Source organism: Pedobacter sp. MR22-3, assembly GCF_026240075.1.
Classification (GTDB): domain Bacteria; phylum Bacteroidota; class Bacteroidia; order Sphingobacteriales; family Sphingobacteriaceae; genus Pedobacter.
Window position 1 is genome coordinate 321,862 of sequence record NZ_JAPIVF010000001.1, and the last position, 23,848, is coordinate 345,709.

The window sequence follows — 23,848 nt, forward strand, 5'->3', positions numbered from 1 at the left end:
ATAAGAAAATTTGCTAGGGAACGACGACACTCAATGAAAGAGGGGCTACACTCACCGCTATCTCTTTGCCCATTTTTAAAGGTTCACCATCGATATGCACGGCCCCATCGGTTTCTCTGAGAATTTTAATCTGTTTACCCTTGATGATCTCAATCATTTCTGAATGTTCAGCAGTTCCTTTTAGCATTACATAACCTAAAAGAGGCAATTTTAGCAGTGAAAATGGCTTAATGATACAAACATCCAAAAGACCATCCTTAATGGATGCGCCTGGCGCAATAAAAACATCATTACCATATTGTGAGGAATTGGCTATGCTGATTGCAAATGCATTTCTTTGATATTCTATTCCGTCAATATCAATAATATATTTTTGTGCACGATAACCAAAAACTTCCTTCAAACCTAATTTTACATAGCCGGCAAGTCCTCTTTTCTTATCGTTTGAAAAAACGGAGCTCAGGTGAGCATCAAAACCGATTCCGGCAAGGTTAAAGAATTTTTTATTATTGAAGGTTGCCGTATCAATTTTATCTATTTTCAAACGGTTAATGGCTAATATGGCCTGACGAAGATTTTTAGGAATCTGCAGAAACCTGGCCAGTCCATTTCCTGAACCCAGAGGCAAAATACCCAGAATCTTTTGATGCTGAAGTACTTTAGTCGCTACTTCATTTATGGTGCCATCTCCACCAGCGGCAATGAGAATGTCAAAATTTTTATTGGCGGCTTCGTCGGCAAGTTCAGCGGCATGGCCAATGTATTCTGTAAATACAAAGTTTGCATTGAACTTCTCCTTATCGAGATATTTATCTATAAAATCAGGGATCCGCAGTTTTCCCTTCCCACCTGAAATTGGGTTGATGATAAAAAGTATATTGTGCTTTGTGTGCAAAACGTAAAGAATGAGGGTACAAAATAATCTATAATTTTTGAAATAAAGAAAATATGCTAATTTTGTCGCATAATATAGTGGACTGATTTGCTATTCCGAAGAGATTCGGAACGGATTGCAACCACTTAAAAAAAAGTGCTAATACCTCCTTCAATCATGTATAACCTGTTTCCAGGGGTCATTGGCGCTTTTATAAATGTTTATTTATCATTAAAACTTAATAGATGTCGTATTTATTTACATCAGAATCTGTATCTGAAGGCCACCCAGACAAAATTGCCGATCAAATTTCGGATGCATTAATTGATAATTTTTTAGCTTTTGATCCGGAATCGAAAGTGGCCTGTGAAACTTTGGTTACTACCGGCCAGGTAATTTTAGCCGGCGAGGTTAAATCTAAAACTTATTTAGACGTACAGCAAATTGCCCGTGATGTAATCAAGAAAATCGGTTACACCAAAAGTGAATATATGTTTGAGGCTAACTCCTGCGGCATTTTATCCGCCATACATGAACAATCTCAGGACATTAACCAGGGGGTAGACAGAAGCAGCAAAGAGGAACAAGGCGCCGGCGATCAGGGCATGATGTTTGGTTATGCCACCAATGAAACGGAAGATTATATGCCTTTGGCTTTAAATCTTTCTCACAAATTATTGCAGGAATTAGCTGTTTTAAGGCGTGAAAACGACGAGATTAAATATCTGCGCCCGGATGCGAAAAGTCAGGTTACTTTAGAATATGATGATCATAATAAACCTGTTCGCATTGATGCAATTGTAATTTCTACACAACATGATGATTTTGATGAAGAAGCTACTATGCTGGCTAAAATCAAATCTGATTTAGTGGAGATTTTGATTCCAAGAATCATCAAAAGTAATCCACAATATGCTCATTTATTTAATGATAAAATTGAATACCACATTAATCCGACCGGTAAATTTGTAATTGGCGGCCCACATGGGGATACAGGTTTAACCGGCAGAAAAATTATTGTTGATACTTACGGTGGTAAAGGTGCACATGGTGGTGGTGCCTTCTCTGGCAAAGATCCAAGCAAAGTAGATAGAAGTGCTGCTTATGCTACCCGTCACATTGCTAAAAACCTGGTTGCGGCCGGCATTGCTGATGAAATTTTAGTTCAGGTATCATATGCCATCGGCGTTGCAAAACCAATGGGAATTTACATTAATACTTATGGTACCGGCAAGGTGGGTAAAACAGATGGCGAAATTGCTAAAATTGTTGAATCAGTTTTTGATATGCGCCCTTACTTTATTGAGCAACGCTTAAAACTTAGAAATCCGATTTACAGTGAAACTGCTGCTTATGGCCACATGGGCAGAACACCTGAAACCGTTAGCAAAACCTTCAGAACACCAAATGGTGAAGAGAAGACCGTTACGGTTGAGTTATTTACCTGGGAAAAATTAGATTATGTAGACCAGGTCAAGGCTGCTTTTGGCATTTAAGCTTTTTTAAAAAACATGAGTAAAGTCCCGGCGAACACCGGGACTTTCTTATTTACGTACCTTATAAATCATTTGCTTTTAGTGCTTCTATTTCTAAAGGATCGAAATGCTGATCATCAATGCTGTAGGATTTAATCGCTGCAATTTTCATTTCATCAATAACATCAACAAAATCCTGGAATTTTGCTGTCTTGACAGGCTTTATGATCACGAGCATATATTTACTTTCATTATTACCGTGGGATTTTGCAATCACTGATTTATTCAGTCTGATCTGATTATAAATTTCACTGACGGGCATTACTTTCATACTTGCACCTGCTGGTGTACCGAGATAACTGATTGCCATATTATTTCTCCCTAGCAAGATTGTCATTGTTCTGGAAGCAGGATAATCAATTGTACAATCATCACAGGGATCGGGCTTAGCGATGTCTGCCGCGTTTAATGTACCTAAAGAGGTCGTCAGCATAAAAAACGTGGTAAGCAGAAACATGAGATCAACCATTGCGGTTAAATCCACTCGTGGAGCTGTTTTTCTGATTTTTCCTTTATGGGCCTTGCCACGAGGGGATTCATTTAAAGTTGCCATATCTTATCTTTTTTATGATGATGACAGTCTTGTTAAAATTGCATAAAAAAAGCGATTAATATTTAATCGCTTTTCTGATATGGTCAAATTAAAGGTTACTTTTTAACTGCTTCAATGACACCACAACCTACTCTAGGACCTGAATTACCAGTTGGCTGCGTTTTATAATCATCAGTTCCTCCATGAACAATAATGCCTCTTCCAATGATATTTTTCACATCGCCGTCCTGCACACTCCATCGGTCAGTGGTAACTGAAATTTCACCCTCTCCTTTATCATCTAGTTTAATGTTGCCGATATCACCGCTATGATACGACCCCGAACCCCATTTCCCATGGTCCTCTTTTGTTGGATTCCAATGTCCATGAGTATTTTCACCCATATCACCGCAATCGCCATGTTCATGAAAATGTACAGCAACATTACTATCTGCCTTTGATGCAAACTTTAATTTTAAATCCATTTTAATTTTCCCGTCACTAAGTCCGTAGAACTTTACAGTACCAATGTTTTTAGATGGATCTGCAGTTTCAGAAAGATTTGCAGTAGCGAGTTCTGTTTCCTTTTGAGAACAGGCACTGATGAATGCCATACCCGCAATGGCTAAGCCTAAAAAATATTTTTTCATTGTTTTCATATTTAGTTTTATATCAAACACATTGACAATCATTTAGTTTGCTTTTTAAAATATGATTACAAAACCATTTACGCTACGTAGTGTTTATTCAATATAAAATCATGTAACTATGGAACAGCCATTTGAAATGAACACCTTGAGTCAAATTTTAGAGAAATTGAGGCTGAAAGGAAGAGATAATGAATTAAAGATGACAGATCACGGTAAGATGCAAAGTAAATCATTAGATAAGATTTATAAGCCTGAAGACCTAACGATTGTAAAAACATACCGCTTTGAGGGCCAGTCTGATCCCGGCGATAATTCCGTTCTTTATTTGGTGGAAGATTCTGATCATAATATTGGCTTTATTTTGGACGCTTATGGCATTTATTCTGACAATATTGGTTCTGCATTTGACGACTTTCTAAAGAAAATACCGACTGAAAACAGAGACGAGCAGGAGTTGTTCTGCTAACTTTTATTGAAGTACTTTTGCGAGAGGCGTTGATCTGATCTTCGCCTCTTTTTTTATAATAGAAGAGCCATAATGCTCATCTGATTGATAGTGGCATCCGATAAATATGTAATTTCGCCGCTCGTTTATCATTTCTATGAAAAGTAAATTTAATATCCCACCTATTCCTGCCGTTATTACGTCCATAATCAGCGTTCAGTGCGGGGCAGCTATCGCAAAAGGGCTTTTCCCGGAGATAGGTGCGGCGGCTACTGCATCACTCAGAATTGGATTATCAGCCGTAATTCTTTTCATTACTTTTCGTCCCAATCTTTTTAAATTAAATGCTAAGCAGTGGCAGTATGTCTTCCTGTATGGCAGCACGCTTGGATTGATGAATATGATATTCTATTTAGCAATCGAACGAATTCCTGTTGGGTTGGGGGTAACACTCGAATTTGTCGGCCCTTTAATTCTAGCCATTTCTACGTCCAAAAAGGCCATAGATTTTATCTGGGTTTCTTTATCGATAATTGGTATTGCTTTAATTGCCCCCTGGCACAGCAATGGATTAAATATTGGAGGAATTTTACTGGCTTTGCTTGCCGGTGCTTTTTGGGCAGCTTATATAGTATTGGGCGGTAAAATATCAAAAATAATGAAAGGCGGCGAAGCTGTTTCAGCAGGTATGCTCATCGCCACTATTGTTATTTTACCCTTCGGCATTTTCAGCGGGGGTTTTAGTGTATTAACCCCCAGATTATTGGGCCTCGGTGCAGCACTTGCCTTACTTTCGAGCGCCGTTCCATTTACCCTTGAAATGAGTGCATTAAAGAAACTACCGGCCAAAACCTTTAGTATATTAATGAGTCTGGAACCTGCAGTGGCTTCGCTCGCAGCCTTTGTATTTTTACAGGAATACCTTTCCTTTACAGAATGTGTTGCCGTGGCCTGTGTGGTTATTGCTTCTGCCGGCTCTTCTTTTACCGCCAGAAGAAATCATCAGGGAGGCTAAAATAGAGGGCATTCTATGTAATTAATACGGTTATAGGAAGATTATTTAACAGGCCACTTAGCGTAGGTAGCCAGCATTTTAAATTTACCATTTACTTTGCCAAAGATAAAGCTGAAATAACTTTCAGCTTGTGTACCGCGTTCAGGGTATTGCATATAAACTTCATACATTTTACTGCCGGCATCAGTTATTTTTTTGAGTGAACGATAATAAACCTCATCTGTTTTATCGTCAATTTCAGATAAGTTATCTTCTTTACATAAAGGCAGAATCCGCATCACATCAGTATTGAAAATAGCAGATTTATACGTATTAAATTCTGACAGATTGATGGGATCATCAGGTATTCCAATGCCATTAGAGGCTTGTTTATGACTGGTATAAAAAGGATAATTTAATAAGGCAGAAACATTTTTTAAACTTTTCTTCCTTAGATTTTGCTTTAAACTTTCCAGTACTCTCCTGAATTCCTGCTCATCACTTAAACTGGTCAAAGGCTTTTCAGACAAGGATCGATGTGATTTCTGATCTGCTTGTTTATCCATCATTTGCTGCCCCCGGCCGTTTTCCGTAGTGCAGCAAATGAAAAAGGGCAAAACCACTATGGCTGTTAAATTTTTAATCCAGTTCATATATTAGTGTCTTGGTATATATATCAGTGCGCGTTGTTCCATTCTTTTCAGAATAACTGCTGCGCCCATTTGTTTAGAAACCGCTTCTGCATCAAACTTCCCATCAGAAACATATTTTCCTTTTTGATATTGATTGGAATAACTCCACAGGTAGGGAGAATTAATGCTATGGTACTTAAAATATCCAAAACCATTGTACGCTTCCAGTTGACGCAAAACTGTTGGCAGACTCCAGTTGGTGATTTCATTAAATTTTTTAAGCTTTAAAGCATCAACAGCACTTTCTTCGAAGGTAAAAGGAGGCCCATGCCCTACTTTTGGCCTGTTAGCGGGTACCCGTTTGGTATAACCTGTTAAAGGATCTCCATTATGCAAATGCTTCTTAAAATCAAAACTACATTCTAAATAATGTGTACAGGCTATAAAGTACCATGGAATTTTTGATGAGCCTGTCACAAAATCCTGAAAAGGTTCTTCTGCTGGATTAGCCTGAAAAAGGCCTATGGGTGTATCCAGCGGCTTAATTAAATTGAGTGCATGAACTGGCTCAAATAAAGACCCGGATGCAAATGGCGAAGCCAAAGAATTGCCTGATACCTGATTGGAAATATCAGTATACCGGTTTCTGTTGGCATTGATATTGTCATCTATCGTTTTATCAATTGTTCCAATTTTAGTTGAGTCAATAACACAATCATCAAACATTTTGATGTACTCTAGGTCTGTTGGTTGTGATGGCTTTACTATTTTTATGGTTTTGGTCTTTTTCATTAGTAAACGATCATTAGGTGAAAGATATATAAATGCCTTCAAAGGATATCTGGAATTTCATGGGCATCCGGTGATGCCAAAAGTATTATTCCTTCGGAATACCTTACCATATCATCCTGTTTAAAACCATTTCTATTATTCTGGTATTTTTTCCCTATTTCCAAATCAAGTACTTTCCGGCAATAGGCTTGTATTGTTTATTGATCATCGCTCCGATATTAAGGTATCCGATTTCAATATTCTATTTCACACCGCCGAAGAAGACTGCAGATGATAGGCTTCCCTTTAGCGCATTCACATCACAGTTAAATCTAGCTTTGAAAGCCAAAGTTTTAAATTTTAGAATTAAAACTTTGGTTATTTCAGCATTATTATTGCCCCCAAATGCCAAGCCAAATTCAATGTATCTTACTCATATATAATGGCTAACGAGTATACATATTAAAACAGTTAATTTCGCTCCAGTAGAATGCTAATTATCCTCTTGGCATTTGATGAATGTATTTTTCAAACACTATACACTGAACAATGCAATCAATTTATGAACTTGTATGAGCGTTAGCCACTACTTTTAGATCATTCCATTGGTGGATCAAAAATCAACTGAAACTTATTCAGAAAGACATGTGACGTTGATCTGAACAAAATCCAATTCACTTACAATGCTCAGTTAAATAAGTATTGATTGATACTGATTGCACTAATTAAATATTTAAAAAGCTTATTATGTTAATTCTTAAATACAATTCAAGCTTAAATATCAGAGTAGAGTGGTTTTGTTTCGAATATTAGATTAGTGGTTTAAATTTCAATAATGTGATAAACAAAAGCGATTGGCTTATACCAATCGCTTCTAATCTTTATATTAAAATATAATTTAAGCCTTTGGCCAATCGTTTTCGTGTTCTGCATTACCCAGTTTGAGTTTTCTGGCTGATACCACGAAAGTAAGTGTCATTGGTGTATTGTCATTCACGGCAATACCTTCACTATATTGAACGATATAGCCATCTTCGAAAGTTAGTTCTTTCATTTTGGCATCTTCTTCGCCTTTTTTGAAGACAATCGTTCCTGATTGTGGTTTGTATTGGTTGTTTACCATCGATTCGATTACGGAAGTATCTTCAGTTGATTCGATTTCAATGTTGATGGTTCCACCGTATACCCCTGATGACGGACGGCCTTTAGCGTCTACATCCCTGTTTAATGAAAAGCTGCACTGTAATACATCAAATTCTTTTGAACCTAATGTTAATCTGGTTTTAAATGCCATTTTGGTAAGTTTTAAATGTTTTTTAAAAAATGAATTGTTATTAGCGGTTGGCGTGTGGCGAAGAGCATGGTCGTGGGCATCCGGTATCTAATTAACCTTATCCCTTCAACCTTTTTATCCTCTACCTCCTTTACGCTTTAGGCCAATCATTTAGATGCTCTGCATTTCCGAGTTTCAGCTTTCTGGCCGAGATCTGGAATTTAAGCGTCATCGGATGATCGCCCACAATGTTGATTCCTTCGGAATACTTGACAATGTAACCATCTTCAAAATCCACTTCTTTCATTTTGGCATCTTCTTCCGTTTTCTTAATCAGAAGGGTTCCGGTAATGGGTTTGTACTGGTTGTTTACCATTGCTTCGATAATGGAGGTGTCTTCGGTCGACTCGATCTCAATATCAATGGTACCGCCATAAACTCCGGAAGAGGGTCTTCCTTTAGCATCTACATCACGGTTTAATGCATAGGCGCAATGAAGCACATCGTACTCCTTGCCCGAAAAATTCAATCTAGCTTTGAAAGCCATAGGGTCTAAATTTAAAGGTTAAAATTTGTTAATGTAGCTTTTGCTACGACACAAAATATAAACCAAATATCAGGCCAGCAATCAGTTAACGTATTTTAAAATTTGATAAACCATAAAAGTAATGTTACAAATATCCCTTTTACAAACGCCTGCGACAAGATTTTTATGGTAAAGAATTTACAAAAAATAATTAAAGACTTTAATATGCTTCATAAAAAAAATGCTGATTGTAGTAATTCTCCATGATATGTAGCACTTTTGGGCATGTTATTCCGCTGTGGGTTTGTCTACTAAATTAATTGAAATCCGAATTTTTCCATTTTGGCCACCCATTTTTGGCTATAATGATTTTCAAGAGAATGTAATTCGCCCATGGTATTGGTTAATACAGGGCTTATCTTACATTTTTCAAACACCGCCTTTTTAATTGCGAGATATGTTGTTTTCTTATTTGCTTTCCATTCTTTAAAAGTAGCTTCATCTAAAATAGAAACAATCCTGGCAGAACGCCCGCTAAAGTTATTATTGATGTTTTGTTGCTGAGTCAGAAAAATCTGATCAGGCATAAATAACCGGTCAAAAAATCCTTTGATTTTGGCAGGTATATGATCTACATAAACCGGGCAAAAAAGCACAATATGGCTGCTCTGTCTGATGGCATTTAAAGCCTTTTGTAAGTCAGGCTCCAGCTCGGCAATCTGTCTGTTATTAAAAAGTTTATTAGAATTAAAGATCAGGTCAATAATGGCAATTTCCCTAATTGTTGCACCAGCACTTTCAGCACCTTTTTTATAGGCATTAATCAAAAAATCTGTGGATACCGTCTTTTCTATATCCCCATTCAGGATAAGTACTTGCTTCATTTATATGTTGATATTTAGCTTTTGAGGCGGTAGATGTTACAAAACTATAAAGTTTTTGTTAACCTCATGCATCAAAAACGAAAAAACCTGATCAGACTGACCAGGTTTTTTACCTTAACAAAAATAAATATCATCAATCCAGGTCTGCAGTAAACCTGTTTTAAAAACACATTTAGCCTGTCATGAATTCATTCAGGCTCTCTTATTGCTGATTGTATTCAGATGCCCAGGTGGTACTTTCATCTTCACCTTTATGACCGTCTAATTTCACTACAAAACTCTTTGCAGGAAAATATGGGGTAATGTGAATATCTAAATGAATTCTGTCTTTTTGTTGTTCATCACGTTCGAAACGCATAATTTTGAAACGTTCAATTAAGCGATCAGCACCTTGAATACCATCCAAAAACTTCACAATCTGTCCACGTAAATCCTGTTCTGTTTTTGATGTCCAGTTTTCAAAAGCTCTTCTGTTTAAGAAATCAAACAACACTTTGGTAATGTAATCAAATACCCTTACTACAGAATAAGTTTGCAGGCCGATGTTATCGCCATTAAATAAAGTTTTAGCAGAGAATGCCATTACTTTTCCATATTCATTAACCATTGGCACCAATCCTACTCTTTCCAAATGTGAGATTTCGCTTTTCTTCAAATCAAATTTAACGCCGTCTACTTCATTAATGGCACCATGTTTTTTACCGGCTGTAACCTGAGACATTAAGGTATAGTACATTTTTCCGGCTAATGCAGCAGACCCCGGAACTGTTAAATCATCTTCCTCACCTACTTCCGCCACTTTACCTCTGCCTACTAACCAGTTACAGGTCATAATAACATTAGAACGGAAAGCATCAGCACCGGTGAAATTAGCAGCCGTAAATAGATCCAGCACATCATCCGGCTGGTCTAAATCGGCGAAATCTGTTACTAGCATGGCTTTATTGTTGTGCGCAATTTTACCCCAGCGTTCCAGCACTTTGTTTGATCCCATGTAACCAGGCACTACCATTAGTGAATAGTTTTTACGTAAATCTAAACGGTCGTAATTTTGCTTTAACTCATCATCAACGTAATCGATAAAACGAGGATTATCCAAATCCTTAATCTGATCCATTGAAGCGTTCAACAGCACTACATTTTTAAGCTTATCGGCTTCTGTATTTTTGTAAAACAAGTGAACCGACCGGTATGCCTGCTCCAGTTCTCTTGAACTTTCTAAAGCTGTACCAATATTTTTATTCAGGTTTTGTTCCGCAGCGTTTAATTTCTCGGTACTCTTCTCTACCATATCCGCAACAGAAGTAGAAGATTCAAGTACGTCGATCCAGAGCTGAATTTTCTTTTTCAGTTCTTCACGTTCCTTTCTTTTCTCATCTCCTGTTAAAAAGATTTGCTTTCTGGCTTTTCTTTCCGGGTTTAAGTTCTGTAGGCCATCAACCGTAGTTTCCAACAAATCAAAACCACCTACTCTGGCCAGTTTTTCTAAGTTTTCTTTAAGTGATGTTTTCGCTATCTTATTGCCTTCTGCCGGTTTGAAGCCTGCTTCCTGGGATATATTTTGTTCTGCGTTTAATTCTTGAGGATTTGACATGTTTTCTTGGCGTTTAGATTATTTATTTTGCTCCAGTTCATCTACAAAATTCTTCAAAGCACTAATGAAAGCATGTTTAGTTTCTTCATCATCAAGGGTAGCTTTTAAAGTTTTGTTGGATTTCAGTTGTTTGATTACGTTAAGTGACATTTCCCTTTCAATATTCACATTGGTTAAATAGTTACTTTGGTTGATGATATTCTTCACACCAAAATCACTCATGTCATTAAAGTTGATGGTTTCACCAACGGTTGATCCGTCTTGTTTCTCAAAAGCCACTTTAACATTGGGCCTGTAGTGATCAAACACTTCTTTAACGGTTTTTAAACCCTCAACCTTTTCTGGCTTAATGGGTTCATTATCTGTTAATTTTTGTACAAAAAGCGTTTTGTTGTGGGCAATTTCTGCGAATGCTTCTGATGTATCGATTTTTCGTTCGTTTCCACCAATTTCATAGTTAAACATAGTATGCTGTTTTAGGTTTAAGGTTAAATTTTATAATGATATAGTAGTTAACATTTTAACTCAATTTTTGTTCCAATATTGATGCTTCAGGATGAATAATATTCCATTCCAGCTGATCTTCTTCAGGATGTTTACTCACCACGATCTTGGATCCCTTTTTAAGTTCACCAGAAATGATGTATTTAGAGATCGGCCGACGCAAAAGATTTCTGATCACGGCTGACAGCTGCCTTGCGCCGTATTTAGGGGTAAAGCCATCCAAAGCAATCATTTTCTTGGCATCTTCCGCGATTTCAAATTCGATGCCCATTTTATTCAGTGATTGTACCAGACTGCTTAACTGGATCTCGAAAATACGGACCACATTACTTTCATTAATCGGGGCAAAAGGCACAATTTCCGAAATTCTGGCTAAAAACTCCGGGCGGAAATGGCCAGCCATAACTTCCATCAGTTGATTTGAGGCCGGTATAACCCCTTTACCAATTTGCTCGGCAATCCATTCGCTGCCGATATTAGAGGTAAACAGGATTAATGAATTGCTGAAATCTCCTTCCTTACCCAAACGATCGTGCATATGACCTTCATCCAAAATCTGTAAAAAGGTATCAAAAACCGAAGGGTGAGCTTTTTCTATTTCATCAAATAACAATACAGAATAGGGCTGTTGTCTGATTTTATTCACCAGTAAACCACCTTCTTCATAACCCACATATCCCGGAGGCGCGCCATAAAGTAAGGCCGCACTGTGCTCTTCCTTAAATTCAGACATGTCAAACCTGATCATTGCCTTTTCATCATTAAATAAAAATTCGGCAATTGATTTGGCCAGTTCGGTTTTACCTGTTCCTGTGGGACCTAATAAAAAGAATGACCCGATTGGCTGTCCTTTTTTATTTAGCCCACTTCTTGATTCCAGTATAGCATCTGAAACAGCCTTGAGTGCCTGATCCTGCCCAACCACACGCTTTTTAAGGTATTGCTCCATATTCAGCAATTTTTCCTTCTCACCTGCCTGCAGTTTACCCATTGGGATGCCAGTTTTATAAGCCACAATGGAAGCAATATCCTGTTTAGTGATCCTATCGCTCTTTTCAGCAGCATATTTCTTTAATTCCTGCAGACTGCTATTGATATAACCCTGGTATTCATCCGCCGTTTCAAAGGCATCTGTTTGGGTTTCATCCGTTAAGCGGCCCAATAAAACCGGGCTCAGTTTATTTTGAAGTAAAGAGAATAGCCATTTGTAATCGGCAAACTGATCCGCCTCTGATTTTTCTTCATCTGCATTCAGCGCCACAAGGTCCGTTTCCAGACTTGCAATTACCTGATCAGATGTATCATTCATCATTTTCATGGCAGCCATGGTTCTGTCCAGTAAATCAAATGCAGAATCAGGTAGTCTTCTGTCTTTCATGTATCGCTTGGCCAGGCGAACACATTCACCCAATGCATCCGGTTCAATACTTAAGGCATGATGTTCTTCGTATTTCACCGCGAGTTTCTGCAACATTTTGATGGTGCTCTCTTCATTCGGCTCATTCACCTGAAGGACTTCAAAACGCCTGCTGAAAGCCTGTTCCGGTTCAATAATTTTCCGGTATTCATCAATCGTTGTAGCACCAATTACCGTAATTTCTCCACGGGCCAGTTCTGGTTTTAATAAATTACCAATTCCGGCACCTAAAGGCCCTTTACTATCTAATAAGGTGTGGATTTCATCAATAAATAGTACTGCTTTTTCAAACTGCTTTACTTCTTTAATGATGTTTTTTAAACGATCTTCTATTTCCCCTTTATATGATGCACCGGCAATTAGCGATCCCAGATCAAGTTCAAAAAGTTGTACGGGCTTCAAACTGTCGGGCACATTCTGATTTACAATATCGATAGCAAATCCATCAACTAAAGCTGTTTTACCTACGCCTGCATCGCCTGTAAGAATGACGTTGGGTTTGGTTCTGCGGCAAAGAATTTCCATCATCATGCGGGTTTCCTTATCACGACCAATTATCGGATCTGTTTTAGCATCCCGAACCATTTGTAAGCGATCTATACAATATTTATACAGGGCATTGCCTGTACTTTTATTTTCGGTTCCGGCAGTGGCTTTATCAGGAGAAACTACTCTTGAAATTTCCTCATCTTTAACATAAAGGTCTAAAATTTCGCGTTCCTTAATCGGAAAAGATTTTAACTGATCTGGCTGAAAACCTATTCCCGGCTTTGCCAGTGCCGTTAACACACAAACGGGAGTAATTAAATCGAGCCCGAGTTTTATACGTACATTATCCGCTTCTTCAAATATAACAGCGATTTCAGGGGCACCACTAACGGTATCGCTCAGGCCTGCAGATTTTGACTGTTCTTCAATCCTTACCTCTGCCCATTCACTGATGTATTCTTCATCTTTTCCGATAGCGGTAATAAATGATCTTAATCCAACATCTTTATGCATTAAACCCTTGAGCAGATGCGCAGCGGTAAATACTTCATTTCTATACTCCTTAGCCAGCGACTGTGCAATGTGCAGGGCTGTTTTAACTGACTCGCTTAAATTTGTAATCGCCATATCCCTTAATTGGTTACTGGCACAACTGCCGGGTTAAAATTATTTTCAGTGATGTAATAATATATTTTACCATTAGATAAAAACTGCTGTTCTATCTGTGTCGCTCTCTTAATTTGCTGAACGGATTGATTTAGTAGTTTGATATAACTTTCAAACTGATCCAGTGGCATTTTGGAAGTGCTCTTTAAATCATTGACCTTATACTTAGCTAAAAACTCATTATTCAATGGTAATCCGGTTACTAATTTAACATAGTCAGCCAGTGTCATCGCTTTTATCTCACCAGAAGACACTTTCATGCCCAACAATTGCTTTGGCATTTTAATATAGTTTTTAACCAGTTTCCTTCTGAAAGATGATTGATCTGCCTGCAGGTTTTCGCCCAGCATGATTGAAAAAACATCAAGAATCTGTTTGTATTCCATGTTATTTAACACAATCGCATATTGCAAAGCTGATCGGTTATTTTTTACTACATCAGCAGATAAGTTTGCCGTACTGAAATACTTAAAGGCATTATGCGGCATCCGGTCTGCTACTTCTGCACCCACTGGTGGCGGTAGCAGGCTTTCCACATCTGCAGCAAGATTTTTACGGGAAATACCGGTTAAACGAAATGCGCTATCTAATGAACTGATCTGATTTTCGATATCCATATTGGTTTCTTTTACAAAACGGCGTAGGGCTATCGTCATGCTCTGGTTTGAATTTACAGATCCTTTGGTTGGGAATACCACTCCTCCCTGGATCAAACTATTTTTAGGATAATCCAGATAGTAAGAGATTGAATCCTGAAGACTAGTGTTATATGGCTGGAAGCTTTTTAAGCCTTCACCTTTAACCATGGTGTTTTTTCTGTATTCAGCAGAACGGATGGCTGATTCAGAAACCAGTTTACGCGCCTGAATTACAAAATTATTAAACGACTGATTGAAATCACTATATACCTGAAGTGCCAAAATCCGGGCATCTGCAAGGGCAACCTGCTCACTTAATTCATTAATCAGGTAATTATTAGTACCACCTATATTCCCTGTACTACCCACCAGGATAATGAGATTGGTTTCATTCTTTTTGGCTTTAAAAAGGCTCAAGCCTGCTTTTAAGCCATCAAATACAGGTCCTTCAGCTACTTCTCCATTACACCTCAACGTATTTTTGGCCTGGTTGGATAAAAAGGTCATTAACTTCCGGTAGTCATTCTGAATTGGGCTGACGAAGATTCCCTGAAGCGCGCAGCCAGATTCACCACGGTATACTACACCGCCGTAGCTTATATTTGTACCCTTACCGAAATCGCCCATGGTATTTTCAAATGAAGCAATGGTATTGGTCATTCCGGATAAATATTTCGTCATGGAACTTCCGCCATCTACCACAAACAGCACATTGATCTTATTCTTGTTTTTACGGAGTTTAAGGTAATCCTGATAGGAAAGGGATGAACCATTAATCGTTAAAATTTTATTGTCCTTCTTGTTGTAAACATCTGCCGCTATCCCCACGGTGTACGCATTGTCTTCATTGGTGATTACAGGTACACTTTTTAGGATAACGTTTTCCCGTGGCAGCAAAGGGTCAATCACAAAATCGCTTCCTTTACCCATTCCACTTTTAATGGCTGTTGCGGTAGAATCGTTGCTGTTATCATCACCAGGTTTTGCAGAAGTGATATACAAGCGGTCTCCCCAGTTATGCACGGCTTCTGATGAAACCCAGCCATAAATACTTTTTAAGGCCGTATCGGCAACAAGCTGATCATCAGAACCAATCAGGTATTTTTTGCCATCTTCAGATTTTTTATAGATATAAGTTATTTCATGCAGTCTTACTTTTGTACGTCTGTCCTTCAGTTCGGGGGTGTTGTAAACCAGAATGGAATCTGTGGTATCAAAATAGAATTTTGGTTCGGTTAACGCATTTTTACCATTTACAATACCTATAGATTTTTCGGCATAACCTGTTTTTTGGTTAGAGAATGCACGTTGCCATAAAAGCAGTTTTGATTTAGCAATCCAGCCATAGCTGATGGCACTTTTTTTATCATTAATTTTTCTTCCCCTGATCATTCCTGCTTTGTATTTGATCAGTTTCAGGTAACCGTTTTCTTGTTTTGACACATAAAAAGGCTCCATAAAACCTATTTTTTTCATGATCAGGCTACCACCCGGAGCAGTGGTGGTATAATTGTCCTCACGATCTGAAAACACAATCCAGGGCAAACGGCTGTTGCTGGTATTTTCATTTACATTGATGGATTCTGCAGGCCTTTCATAGGCCTTAGGCATATATTTTACTTTTTTGCCAAATGCTGCCGGCGATTGTGCCTGTGCAAACGATATTCCTAACAACAGGATGGATAAGGCATAGTATTTTTTCATAGTTCTTATAGATGAGCTTTAGAAGTTAAGATGTTAATCTATTTTGATTGATCAGTAGCGGCAGTGGCTGTTGCTGCAGGCTGGACGGTTCCCGAATGTTGTTTAATATTTAATAAACTTGCACAGGTAGAATTTGGTTTAATGGTAAGTTGTGCTTCATCTACCGCAATCTCTCCCCCGAAGGTTAGGCCCATACAGTACGAATAAATATCAGTCTGTTTTTTCTTTCCGTTCATCTCCACATTAACGGTTACTTTTTCATTGCCACACATGTATTTGTTAATCAGGTAATAGTAGTTGGAATTAAAATCAGCTCCGTTTGCGATTGCCTGTAAACGTGCCCTGATATCATCGATCGTTTTGCGTTCTCCATCACCTGGCGCTACTAGATCGTCTACAATCTCTGCATTAGGATCAGTAATCAATACGGTTAAATAAGCGGGTTTACGTGCTTTGTCTGACCGCAGCCGAACCACATATTTTCCTGGTGCCCGATAAGTATACAAAGCGGTTTTACCTTTCACATCAACCCTTCCGGTTTCACCGAAAGACCATTCAAAATCTTTTCCTTCCCCGTCTCCTTCCAATCTGATTTCTTCATTAACCAAACCTGCAGTAGGCCCGCTGATGGTGAGCACACTATCTGCAACGGCCGTTTTTACGGTATCTCTTACCGTAATCGGAAACTCCTGGCGCAATTCTCCGTCAACCGTTAAGCGTACAATGTAAGTATCCGGTTTAGTGTAATGATAAGATCCCGTTTTTGTGGTGGCTCTTTCGCCGTTACCAAATTCCCATAGCCACTTTTTGGCATTTGGGGTATTATCGGTAAAAACTAAATCTTCATTTAAATAAATCTCGTCTTTGAGAATTCTGGCTTCAATTGCTCTTTTTTCGAACAATGAGCTTTTAAATAAAAAGATGAGGCCTGTTAACAGTAATACAGCCAATAAGATGTATAAAATAACATAGCCTTGTGAATTTGAATTAACCTGCTTGGTGTTTGAGTCAGACATAGTTAGCGTTTTATATTTATTGTTTTGATAAGGAATTAGATGGTTTATCTTGATGAAATCGTTTGTTGTAACTGTCGCCTGTTGGTAATGCAGTCGTCAAGTTGTCTTTTGTGCAATTCAATATCCGATATATTTCTGTTCTGTTCCTGCCTGTCGTAAAATAACCTGTCATACAACTGTGCCGTCTGAACGAATATTTTGTAGCGTGAATCGGATGCTTTACGGTCGAATGCTGATTTTATAGAGCCCAGCGAAAGCTGAATGTCATTCTTTAAAAAAACGGCCTGTACGTTTGGATTATAGCGCGTAATCTGCTTAAAAGTGGTATCAATGGTGGGCATGGTTTCCTTTACCATGTTTTCAAATACTTCATTTTCATTGATTTTAACTTCAAGATCTTCTTTCGAAATTTCATATCGCGATTGGTTGCTGTAGAAAATACCAAAGCTCAGCAGCCCTACGGTAAAAACAAACAACGCTGTAAAAAACAAGAATTGTTCGCGTCTTTCTTTAATGCTTAATTTTATCATGGTAAACTATTATCGGCCGAATCGCCCGTTTCTGATTCTGTTTGCTGCAGACCTATTGGCCTGTTGACACTCGTCTATTTGCTCTTTATAACGTTGTATGTCGCCTCTCGACTGGATGAGCGAATCCTGCAAATCAGCCATTGCACCAACGTTATTGTTTAGTTTACCATACAAGTTAAAACTTGGACTATCCTCCGTTTTTTTGGAAATCAGATCCTTAATTTTGTTGTTGGCCGACTGTATATCAGCAAGAAGAATAGCCTGCTTGCTCATTTCATTGGCATTGTAAGCCCGGTATTGTGCAAGCTCTTTAAAACGAACCAGGATCAGGTCAAAGTTGGTATTAATGTCTTTTCTTAAATAAGATAACTTTTCTGTTTCCTTCACTTTTTTATCCAGCAGGGCATATTCATAATCAGAGGCTGCAAAAAAAAGAAAAATACAAAAAATAGAAAAAACAGTGAGGATCAAAAAATTCAGGATAAACTTTGTATAAGCATTCCTGATTTCGACGGCGTTAATGGGTTTCATAGAGCTTTATGTTTCACTTAAAATAGTTTATAATTAATCTGACAATCAACATCACTTAATCACACAAGCCTTTTCAAATCAACTTTGCAAATAACAATTTTTTATATTTTGTGTTTGGATATAAAAACGATTATTTTAAATTACTTTTAACAAACTTTAAGCCAACTTTCTATGTCTGAATTTTTTTTCAATAAACCCTTCAGATTTAACTCCCTATTTCTAGGTAGTGGACTTCAATCCACTGATCTTGGAAAGTCTATATCGAACCATATCGAATTGATTATTTTTACACGATATGGAGAGCACCGCTACCGTAACGATTTTGGTTGTGAGATATGGGACCTTGATTTTGAGTTAATTGTAAGTGAAAGCCTCTGGGAGGAAAAATTCCGCAAATCCCTGCTTAAATCGATCTCGGATTATGAATTTAGAATAGATCATATTGCAGTAGAAGTACGCATTACAGAGGTCGAAAATGTATATCCTTTACGCAAAATAACAGAGATTAAAAAGAAGGTTGATATCACGGTAAGGGCCAAGATAAAAACCACCGGAGAAAAATATTTTTTTAATACCGCTTTATTCCTCAGCCCACTTTCAACCTAATCTAAAAACGACTCATTTATCCTACACATGAAACCAGTATTTTATTCATCAAAAGATGAAATCCGAAATAGAATATTAAAAAACGCAGAAGATTTCTGGAATATTAAAGACAGTAATGATTTTGATCCGTTAGTCAGGTTAATCATTGAAGCCTTAAGTAACGAACTTTTTAATGTTGCCAATGATGTTAAAAATCTGGAAAACAGAATTTTTGATAAGATCAGCCGGATTTTAGCACCTGATCACCTGACTTCTTCGTTGCCTGCCCATGCCATTATCCACGCCAGGCCTATTGAAGATGAAGATTACCTTTCGCCATACACCCAGTTTGCTTTTAAGAAAAGCGTTCAGCAGGAAAATGACAAAGCTAAAAAAACAGACATTTTTTTTAGTCCATTGCATACTGTAAAAGTTCATAATGCCGCTGTAAAATATATTGCAACCGGAAATACCCTTTTTAATACCGTAAATACAAGTAAACAACCGCTCTTAAATACACTTCCTGGCTTTTCAATAGAAAAGAATACCATGTATATTGGCTTAAGCGGGATTAAAAACTGGATGGATTTTAACAAGTTGAATTTATTTTTCGACTGGAAGAATTATTCGGTACCTGAAAATACCTATGATTTGTTATCACTGGGAAAATGGTTTTATAAGGATAACGAACTTAGTGCTTATACAGAACGATTTATGGATGAACCTTTAACAGGTAAAGCTGAAGCCCCCTTCCATCACAAGCAATTGCTTAATCTCATTAAAGCGGATATTTTACAGTTTTACAGTAACCGGTTTCTCACACTGGGCGATCTTAACGATTTCAACATCGATGATCAACAGGAATTGCCTGCTGCCTTGGGCAACATTTTCCAGCCCGCAGCTTTAAATCAGATCGATAAAAATGTAAAATGGCTGAAAGTAATTTTTCCGGCGGTAATTAATCAGGAAATGCTGAATGAACTTCATGTTTACATCAATGCATTCCCGGTGGTTAATAAGAGATTAAGCCAGATTAAACACCGGCTTAAAACGATGAATAACATTATCCCGATTAAAACAGAAGCCCTTGATCAAATGCTTGCAGTAGAAAACCTGCAAGATAACCACGGGCATAGTTATAATGAAATTCCCTTTACCAACGAGAATGAAAAGGGTGATGGCTCATTTTCCATCAGGTATGGTGGAACAGAACGCTTCGATACGAGGAATGCAAAAGAACTCGTTGACTATCTTTTTGAATTGCTTAGAGATGAAAAAGCTGCTTTCTCTGCCTATGGCCCTGATTTTTTAAGCACCATACTCAAAAACTTAGAACAAAACATTGCCCTTATTGAACAAAAAAGCCGTTCGGCGCTGAAAGATATTAAAGAACTGCCAAGTTACATCATACTAAAACCGATTGATGATGCTGATATTTTATTTGTAGATATCTGGGTAACACAGGCTGAAGAAGCCAACCACATTAATGCAGGTAGCCGGTTAGTGGTTTATGAGAACAATAAAGTCAATGCCGAAAGTATCTTTTTCCTGAGCCAGACAAAAGGAGGCCGCACAAAATTAAATGCCACCAACAGGGTACAGGCTTATAAGTATGGCTTAACTACGGCAGACAGGATTATCACCAAAGCTGATGTCATTAATTTTTGCCGTTATGAACTGGGTGAGAAACTGAGTGGAATTACTTTGGCCAAAGGCATTATGATGGACCATAAACCCAATGCGGGCTTTATTAAAACAACAGATATTATTATTGAGCCTGCCGAAAATATAAAACTGACTGCTGAAGATTGGGAAGAACTATTAAGTTTAACCCTGGCCAAATTAAAACTCAGAAGCACGATGAACATACATTACCGGATGTTATTAAAGCCTTCTGTATATAAAGTAATATAATTAAGTGTTTAAAACAGGATTAAATATAAACCGTGTAGCCCAGATAGGCACTTTCGCCACCATCAGTTAATAAGGTTTCCTGAAAGTCTGCGGCCGTTAGTAATTCAACATTGACGTCAGCATCAACTGGTATAAGGTAACTAATGGCCATATCTAAAATAGCACGGTTTGGCTGCCCCGGAATAAACTTAATCAATTCCTGCGGGGTGGCTGGTCCAATATTGATGTGATAAGCTTCGTTGTCAGGCATAAAGCTGTCTCCAATAATGGTGTCAATACCAAGGGCACTTTGCCCCAGCTGCATCTGCATGTCATCCGCTATTTTTACCGGGCTAACATTGCCCGAAGCATCTACCAGCAGAATCGGCAGATTAAACAAGGCTGTAAGTACTTTAGATACGAAATCGATATCATTCCTTTTTTGCTGAATTTCAGGTAGCAGGTGCATCCAGATAATACTCTGCTCTTTATTTAACAAATTAAATTCATCCCAGCCAAATTCGAAAATCTGGCTTAAATCAGCATAGGTTGTTTTTTTATCAAGTTTATTTTCATAAAGCTCGGTCATGATCCTGACATGATTGATTTCAGCATCAAAAGGTGTAAAAAACAACCTGGCATGCCGTTCTTCCTCCCTCCTGTCCTTGATATCCTTAATCATGGATTCTTCATCCATCCCCGCGCTTCCGGTAGGTGGACGGTGAAAAAGTCCTTCAGGTAACATATCATATAAACTTTCCCGGTTGGCGCTGATGCGGATGCGGTCTTGCCTTCTCTTTTCAGAATAATAAACTTCACTGTTTTCGATATCTTTTGCAAAAGCGCGCTTATCCGGTCCAATGGGAATAATTTCAATCCTGTCGGCAGCAATGACCTCCCGTTCTATCAGGTCGGCAGCATGTGCAATCGCTTTATAATCGGTAAAGAGTTCATTATGAACCAAAGTTTCTTTTTTCATCTAAACTTTAAGCTAGATTATTTGTTAAGGTTAAATTTATATTATAGAAAAAAATAGGATTACAATCAACTACTAAAGATACTATATTTGTAACACATCACATCTAAAAAAATTAATGGACGTTCAATCATTTTTTATTCGCTATCTGCTATTTCCGCTGATCTTCATTGTCTCGGCCAGCGTACTCTCTATCATTAATAAAAAGAACCAGTTTCTTAATAACAAAAGACTTATTGTAAGTGTTCTGCTTATCGGCATTATTTTAGCACTCCCCGGTTTTTTAGGATTTCTGAATTTTAATTTCATGCCTTGGGGCTACATCATCTGCTGTATTTTTTACATTTTAACCGGTACCGTTTTTGTATATCTGCTCACCAAGCACTACGCCACTGAGCTACTGGAACGTAAGGTATTTATTTTCTTCGCGACGCTGGTTTCAGCTATTCTGGCACTTTATTTATATCAACTGGCTTTTAACTGGCTAAGCAATGTTCATTTTGGCTGGTGGGGAGCCGGAAGTATTGCCTGGTTCTTTGTACCGCTCATGTTTTGGTGGGCATATGTTTCCCTGCTGGGCATCCCGTCAGAAATTTACAAGATCTGGAAATACCCTGCAACACCTCTGGATATTAACATGGACCATGTAGATTTTAATAAGTTACTGGTATTGGAGCTTGAACTTTATAAAAAAAGCACTGATCCTGAACCTTTAAAAGTTAAAGTTAAGGCACCTGAAAATATGAACTTTGGTATCTGGTTTCATAAATTCATTGATGATTATAACCTTAAATTTGCTAAAAACCCTGTTGAATTCAGAGATGAAGACCAGGATGGTTACAAGTGGATTTTCTTTATCAAAACATCATTTTTTAAAAGGAACATTTTTATTGACCCGGATTTAGACATCACAGAGAACGGCATTTCAGAAAAAATGACCATTTATGCTAAACGTGTATCCGAAAACGTTAACAAGCCAAATGAAGTAGGAGAAAGTGCTATCTTTATCTAACCATTAAAACCGCTACCATGATTAAGCCACTAAAACATAAATCGATCAACTGGATTAATGGAATGAAGTTATCCAGTAATCATTTTACTGCCAACGATCTCTATTTACAGGATTTTGTCAGGGATGCCATATCTCTTAATATCAATAATGCCAACTATGGATTCTTACCGCCACTTGCAGGATATCCTAACTCTCATGATATTGAAATCGTAGAAAAGGCGACCAATCATATCGAAATCAGGGTGAAACATTGCAATGCATTAACACCGGAGGGTTGTCATATTGATATTTTGCAGAATGACAGCATGGATAACCTGACCCACAGTCATTATTTCGGCCAATCAGAACCCCGCAATTATTACATTTTACTGGTTGTAAATCCTTTTAACCGGGTGCCGGCTGGTACGCCAGATCCGGAAGAGAGCCCTATACGCTATCCTGAACTGGCTAAAGCTTACAGCATTGTTGTTCTTCCGGAAAACGAAATTGCTAGCCAGTTGCCCGATAATTATTTTCTGACAATCGGCCAGGTTTATCATGAAAACGGGAGGATTTCCATCAACAAAAATTATATTCCACCAAGTTCTACCATTACCAGCCACCCGGCATTAATCCGCTATTATGAAACATTTAACAGCTTGCTTAACGATTTGCAGCTGGCTTCTTTTAAGATTATTGATAAGACCGGAGGCAGGGATAATATCACTCCTTTAGGTAAAAATATCAGGTTGGTTTCTGAAAAAATTGTTGATTTTATTGCCGGTATTTTTTATGAATACCGAAATGTTGCTTACCGGGAATCTCCAACTGTTTTAGTAGGGTATTTTTCCAGTCTGGCACATATCTTTTTCACGGCCATCAAATTAATTGACTCCAAAGAAAGAGAAGAGTTATTAAAGTACTTCTATGAATGGAAGGATGTAACTCCAGGAAATTTTGAAGAGTTATTGGCAAAAACAATTGAAATTGTTTATGACCATAAGCAGATTAACCAATCGATGGTTACCATTAACGACTTTTTAAGTGTATTGGTTGCACTATGGAATAAACTCAGCGGACTGGAATATATCGGTCAGCGCAAGGAAAACATTGTGGTTGCAGAACAGCAAGTTGTGCAACAGGTGCAGGCCAGAAAAACCTGGACGCTTTTAGATTAAATTAGCAGCAAACGGTAAAT

General features: G+C 37.9%; 23 protein-coding genes. 7 read left to right on the forward strand and 16 right to left on the reverse strand.

Annotated features, from left to right (window positions below):
• Window positions 1–13 precede the first annotated feature (13 nt).
• The gene (locus OQ267_RS01475; protein ID WP_265834628.1) at window positions 14–895 is read right to left on the reverse strand and encodes a diacylglycerol/lipid kinase family protein; all 882 of its coding nucleotides are present in this window, start codon (window positions 893–895) and stop codon (window positions 14–16) included.
• 224 nt (window positions 896–1,119) lie between these two features.
• On the opposite strand from OQ267_RS01475, the gene metK reads away from it, so the two are divergent.
• Window positions 1,120–2,370, forward strand: a complete 1,251-nt coding sequence (metK, locus tag OQ267_RS01480) for a methionine adenosyltransferase (RefSeq protein WP_088299800.1) — start codon at window positions 1,120–1,122, stop codon at window positions 2,368–2,370.
• A gap of 61 nt (window positions 2,371–2,431) precedes the next feature.
• Here metK and OQ267_RS01485 read toward each other — a convergent pair whose 3' ends face one another.
• Together OQ267_RS01485 and OQ267_RS01490 are read right to left on the reverse strand one after the other, a co-directional pair.
• Window positions 2,432–2,962 carry an ExbD/TolR family protein gene (locus OQ267_RS01485; RefSeq protein ID WP_265834629.1) on the reverse strand — a complete coding sequence of 177 codons (531 nt, stop codon included), beginning with the start codon at window positions 2,960–2,962 and terminating at the stop codon, window positions 2,432–2,434.
• 95 nt (window positions 2,963–3,057) lie between these two features.
• Window positions 3,058–3,591: a superoxide dismutase family protein gene (locus tag OQ267_RS01490; RefSeq protein WP_088299954.1), complete on the reverse strand. Its 534-nt coding sequence runs from the start codon at window positions 3,589–3,591 to the stop codon at window positions 3,058–3,060.
• Between the two features lie 118 nt (window positions 3,592–3,709).
• Here OQ267_RS01490 and OQ267_RS01495 point away from each other — a divergent pair, with 118 nt between their 5' ends.
• The gene (locus OQ267_RS01495) at window positions 3,710–4,057 is read left to right on the forward strand and encodes a hypothetical protein (protein ID WP_088299802.1); all 348 of its coding nucleotides are present in this window, start codon (window positions 3,710–3,712) and stop codon (window positions 4,055–4,057) included.
• A 136-nt stretch (window positions 4,058–4,193) separates the two neighbouring features.
• Window positions 4,194–5,051 (forward strand): EamA family transporter, encoded by an 858-nt coding sequence (locus tag OQ267_RS01500; RefSeq protein ID WP_265834631.1) that lies wholly within the window; start codon window positions 4,194–4,196, stop codon window positions 5,049–5,051.
• Window positions 5,052–5,092: 41 nt separating this feature from the next.
• Here the strand turns inward: OQ267_RS01500 and OQ267_RS01505 are convergent, their stop codons facing one another.
• The 12 genes from OQ267_RS01505 to tssO all read right to left on the reverse strand — a co-directional run bounded on the left by OQ267_RS01505 (window position 5,093) and on the right by tssO (window position 18,205).
• The gene (locus tag OQ267_RS01505; RefSeq protein WP_265834632.1) at window positions 5,093–5,683 is read right to left on the reverse strand and encodes a hypothetical protein; all 591 of its coding nucleotides are present in this window, start codon (window positions 5,681–5,683) and stop codon (window positions 5,093–5,095) included.
• A 3-nt stretch (window positions 5,684–5,686) separates the two neighbouring features.
• Complete coding sequence (locus tag OQ267_RS01510; protein WP_265834633.1) at window positions 5,687–6,454, reverse strand: hypothetical protein; 768 nt, start codon at window positions 6,452–6,454, stop codon at window positions 5,687–5,689.
• 877 nt (window positions 6,455–7,331) lie between these two features.
• Window positions 7,332–7,727 (reverse strand): type VI secretion system tube protein TssD, encoded by a 396-nt coding sequence (tssD, locus tag OQ267_RS01515; RefSeq protein WP_088299806.1) that lies wholly within the window; start codon window positions 7,725–7,727, stop codon window positions 7,332–7,334.
• A 130-nt stretch (window positions 7,728–7,857) separates the two neighbouring features.
• Window positions 7,858–8,253, reverse strand: a complete 396-nt coding sequence (tssD, locus tag OQ267_RS01520; RefSeq protein ID WP_029281978.1) for a type VI secretion system tube protein TssD — start codon at window positions 8,251–8,253, stop codon at window positions 7,858–7,860.
• A 290-nt stretch (window positions 8,254–8,543) separates the two neighbouring features.
• A complete protein-coding gene (locus OQ267_RS01525) occupies window positions 8,544–9,116 on the reverse strand; it encodes an NAD(P)H-dependent oxidoreductase (protein WP_088299807.1) in 573 nt (190 codons plus the stop codon).
• Window positions 9,117–9,318: 202 nt separating this feature from the next.
• Window positions 9,319–10,710, reverse strand: coding sequence for a DUF5458 family protein (locus OQ267_RS01530; RefSeq protein WP_253248952.1), 1,392 nt, complete (start codon window positions 10,708–10,710; stop codon window positions 9,319–9,321).
• A gap of 18 nt (window positions 10,711–10,728) precedes the next feature.
• Window positions 10,729–11,175: a hypothetical protein gene (locus OQ267_RS01535; protein ID WP_265834634.1), complete on the reverse strand. Its 447-nt coding sequence runs from the start codon at window positions 11,173–11,175 to the stop codon at window positions 10,729–10,731.
• A gap of 55 nt (window positions 11,176–11,230) precedes the next feature.
• A complete protein-coding gene (locus OQ267_RS01540) occupies window positions 11,231–13,747 on the reverse strand; it encodes an ATP-dependent Clp protease ATP-binding subunit (protein WP_265834636.1) in 2,517 nt (838 codons plus the stop codon).
• Window positions 13,748–13,752: 5 nt separating this feature from the next.
• Window positions 13,753–16,128, reverse strand: a complete 2,376-nt coding sequence (gene tssR, locus OQ267_RS01545) for a type VI secretion system protein TssR domain-containing protein (RefSeq protein ID WP_265834637.1) — start codon at window positions 16,126–16,128, stop codon at window positions 13,753–13,755.
• Window positions 16,129–16,166: 38 nt separating this feature from the next.
• Window positions 16,167–17,144: a PKD domain-containing protein gene (locus OQ267_RS01550; protein ID WP_265819273.1), complete on the reverse strand. Its 978-nt coding sequence runs from the start codon at window positions 17,142–17,144 to the stop codon at window positions 16,167–16,169.
• Window positions 17,145–17,188: 44 nt separating this feature from the next.
• Entirely contained in the window at window positions 17,189–17,674 is a 486-nt protein-coding gene (locus OQ267_RS01555; protein ID WP_088299812.1) for a type VI secretion system transmembrane protein TssO, read from the reverse strand.
• Window positions 17,675–17,683: 9 nt separating this feature from the next.
• On the reverse strand, window positions 17,684–18,205 hold the full coding sequence (tssO, locus tag OQ267_RS01560; protein ID WP_265819274.1) for a type VI secretion system TssO: 522 nt from the start codon (window positions 18,203–18,205) through the stop codon (window positions 17,684–17,686).
• A 171-nt stretch (window positions 18,206–18,376) separates the two neighbouring features.
• On the opposite strand from tssO, the gene OQ267_RS01565 reads away from it, so the two are divergent.
• The gene (locus OQ267_RS01565; RefSeq protein ID WP_088299814.1) at window positions 18,377–18,811 is read left to right on the forward strand and encodes a GPW/gp25 family protein; all 435 of its coding nucleotides are present in this window, start codon (window positions 18,377–18,379) and stop codon (window positions 18,809–18,811) included.
• A gap of 27 nt (window positions 18,812–18,838) precedes the next feature.
• Complete coding sequence (locus OQ267_RS01570) at window positions 18,839–20,704, forward strand: hypothetical protein (RefSeq protein WP_265834638.1); 1,866 nt, start codon at window positions 18,839–18,841, stop codon at window positions 20,702–20,704.
• Between the two features lie 19 nt (window positions 20,705–20,723).
• On the opposite strand, the gene OQ267_RS01575 is transcribed toward OQ267_RS01570, so the two are convergent.
• Window positions 20,724–21,662, reverse strand: a complete 939-nt coding sequence (locus tag OQ267_RS01575; RefSeq protein ID WP_265834639.1) for a type VI secretion system baseplate subunit TssG — start codon at window positions 21,660–21,662, stop codon at window positions 20,724–20,726.
• Window positions 21,663–21,777: 115 nt separating this feature from the next.
• Between OQ267_RS01575 and OQ267_RS01580 the strand changes: the two genes are divergently transcribed.
• Together OQ267_RS01580 and OQ267_RS01585 are read left to right on the forward strand one after the other, a co-directional pair.
• A complete protein-coding gene (locus OQ267_RS01580; RefSeq protein ID WP_265819277.1) occupies window positions 21,778–22,671 on the forward strand; it encodes a TssN family type VI secretion system protein in 894 nt (297 codons plus the stop codon).
• A gap of 17 nt (window positions 22,672–22,688) precedes the next feature.
• Window positions 22,689–23,828 (forward strand): hypothetical protein, encoded by a 1,140-nt coding sequence (locus OQ267_RS01585; protein ID WP_265834640.1) that lies wholly within the window; start codon window positions 22,689–22,691, stop codon window positions 23,826–23,828.
• Window positions 23,829–23,848: the final 20 nt, after the last annotated feature.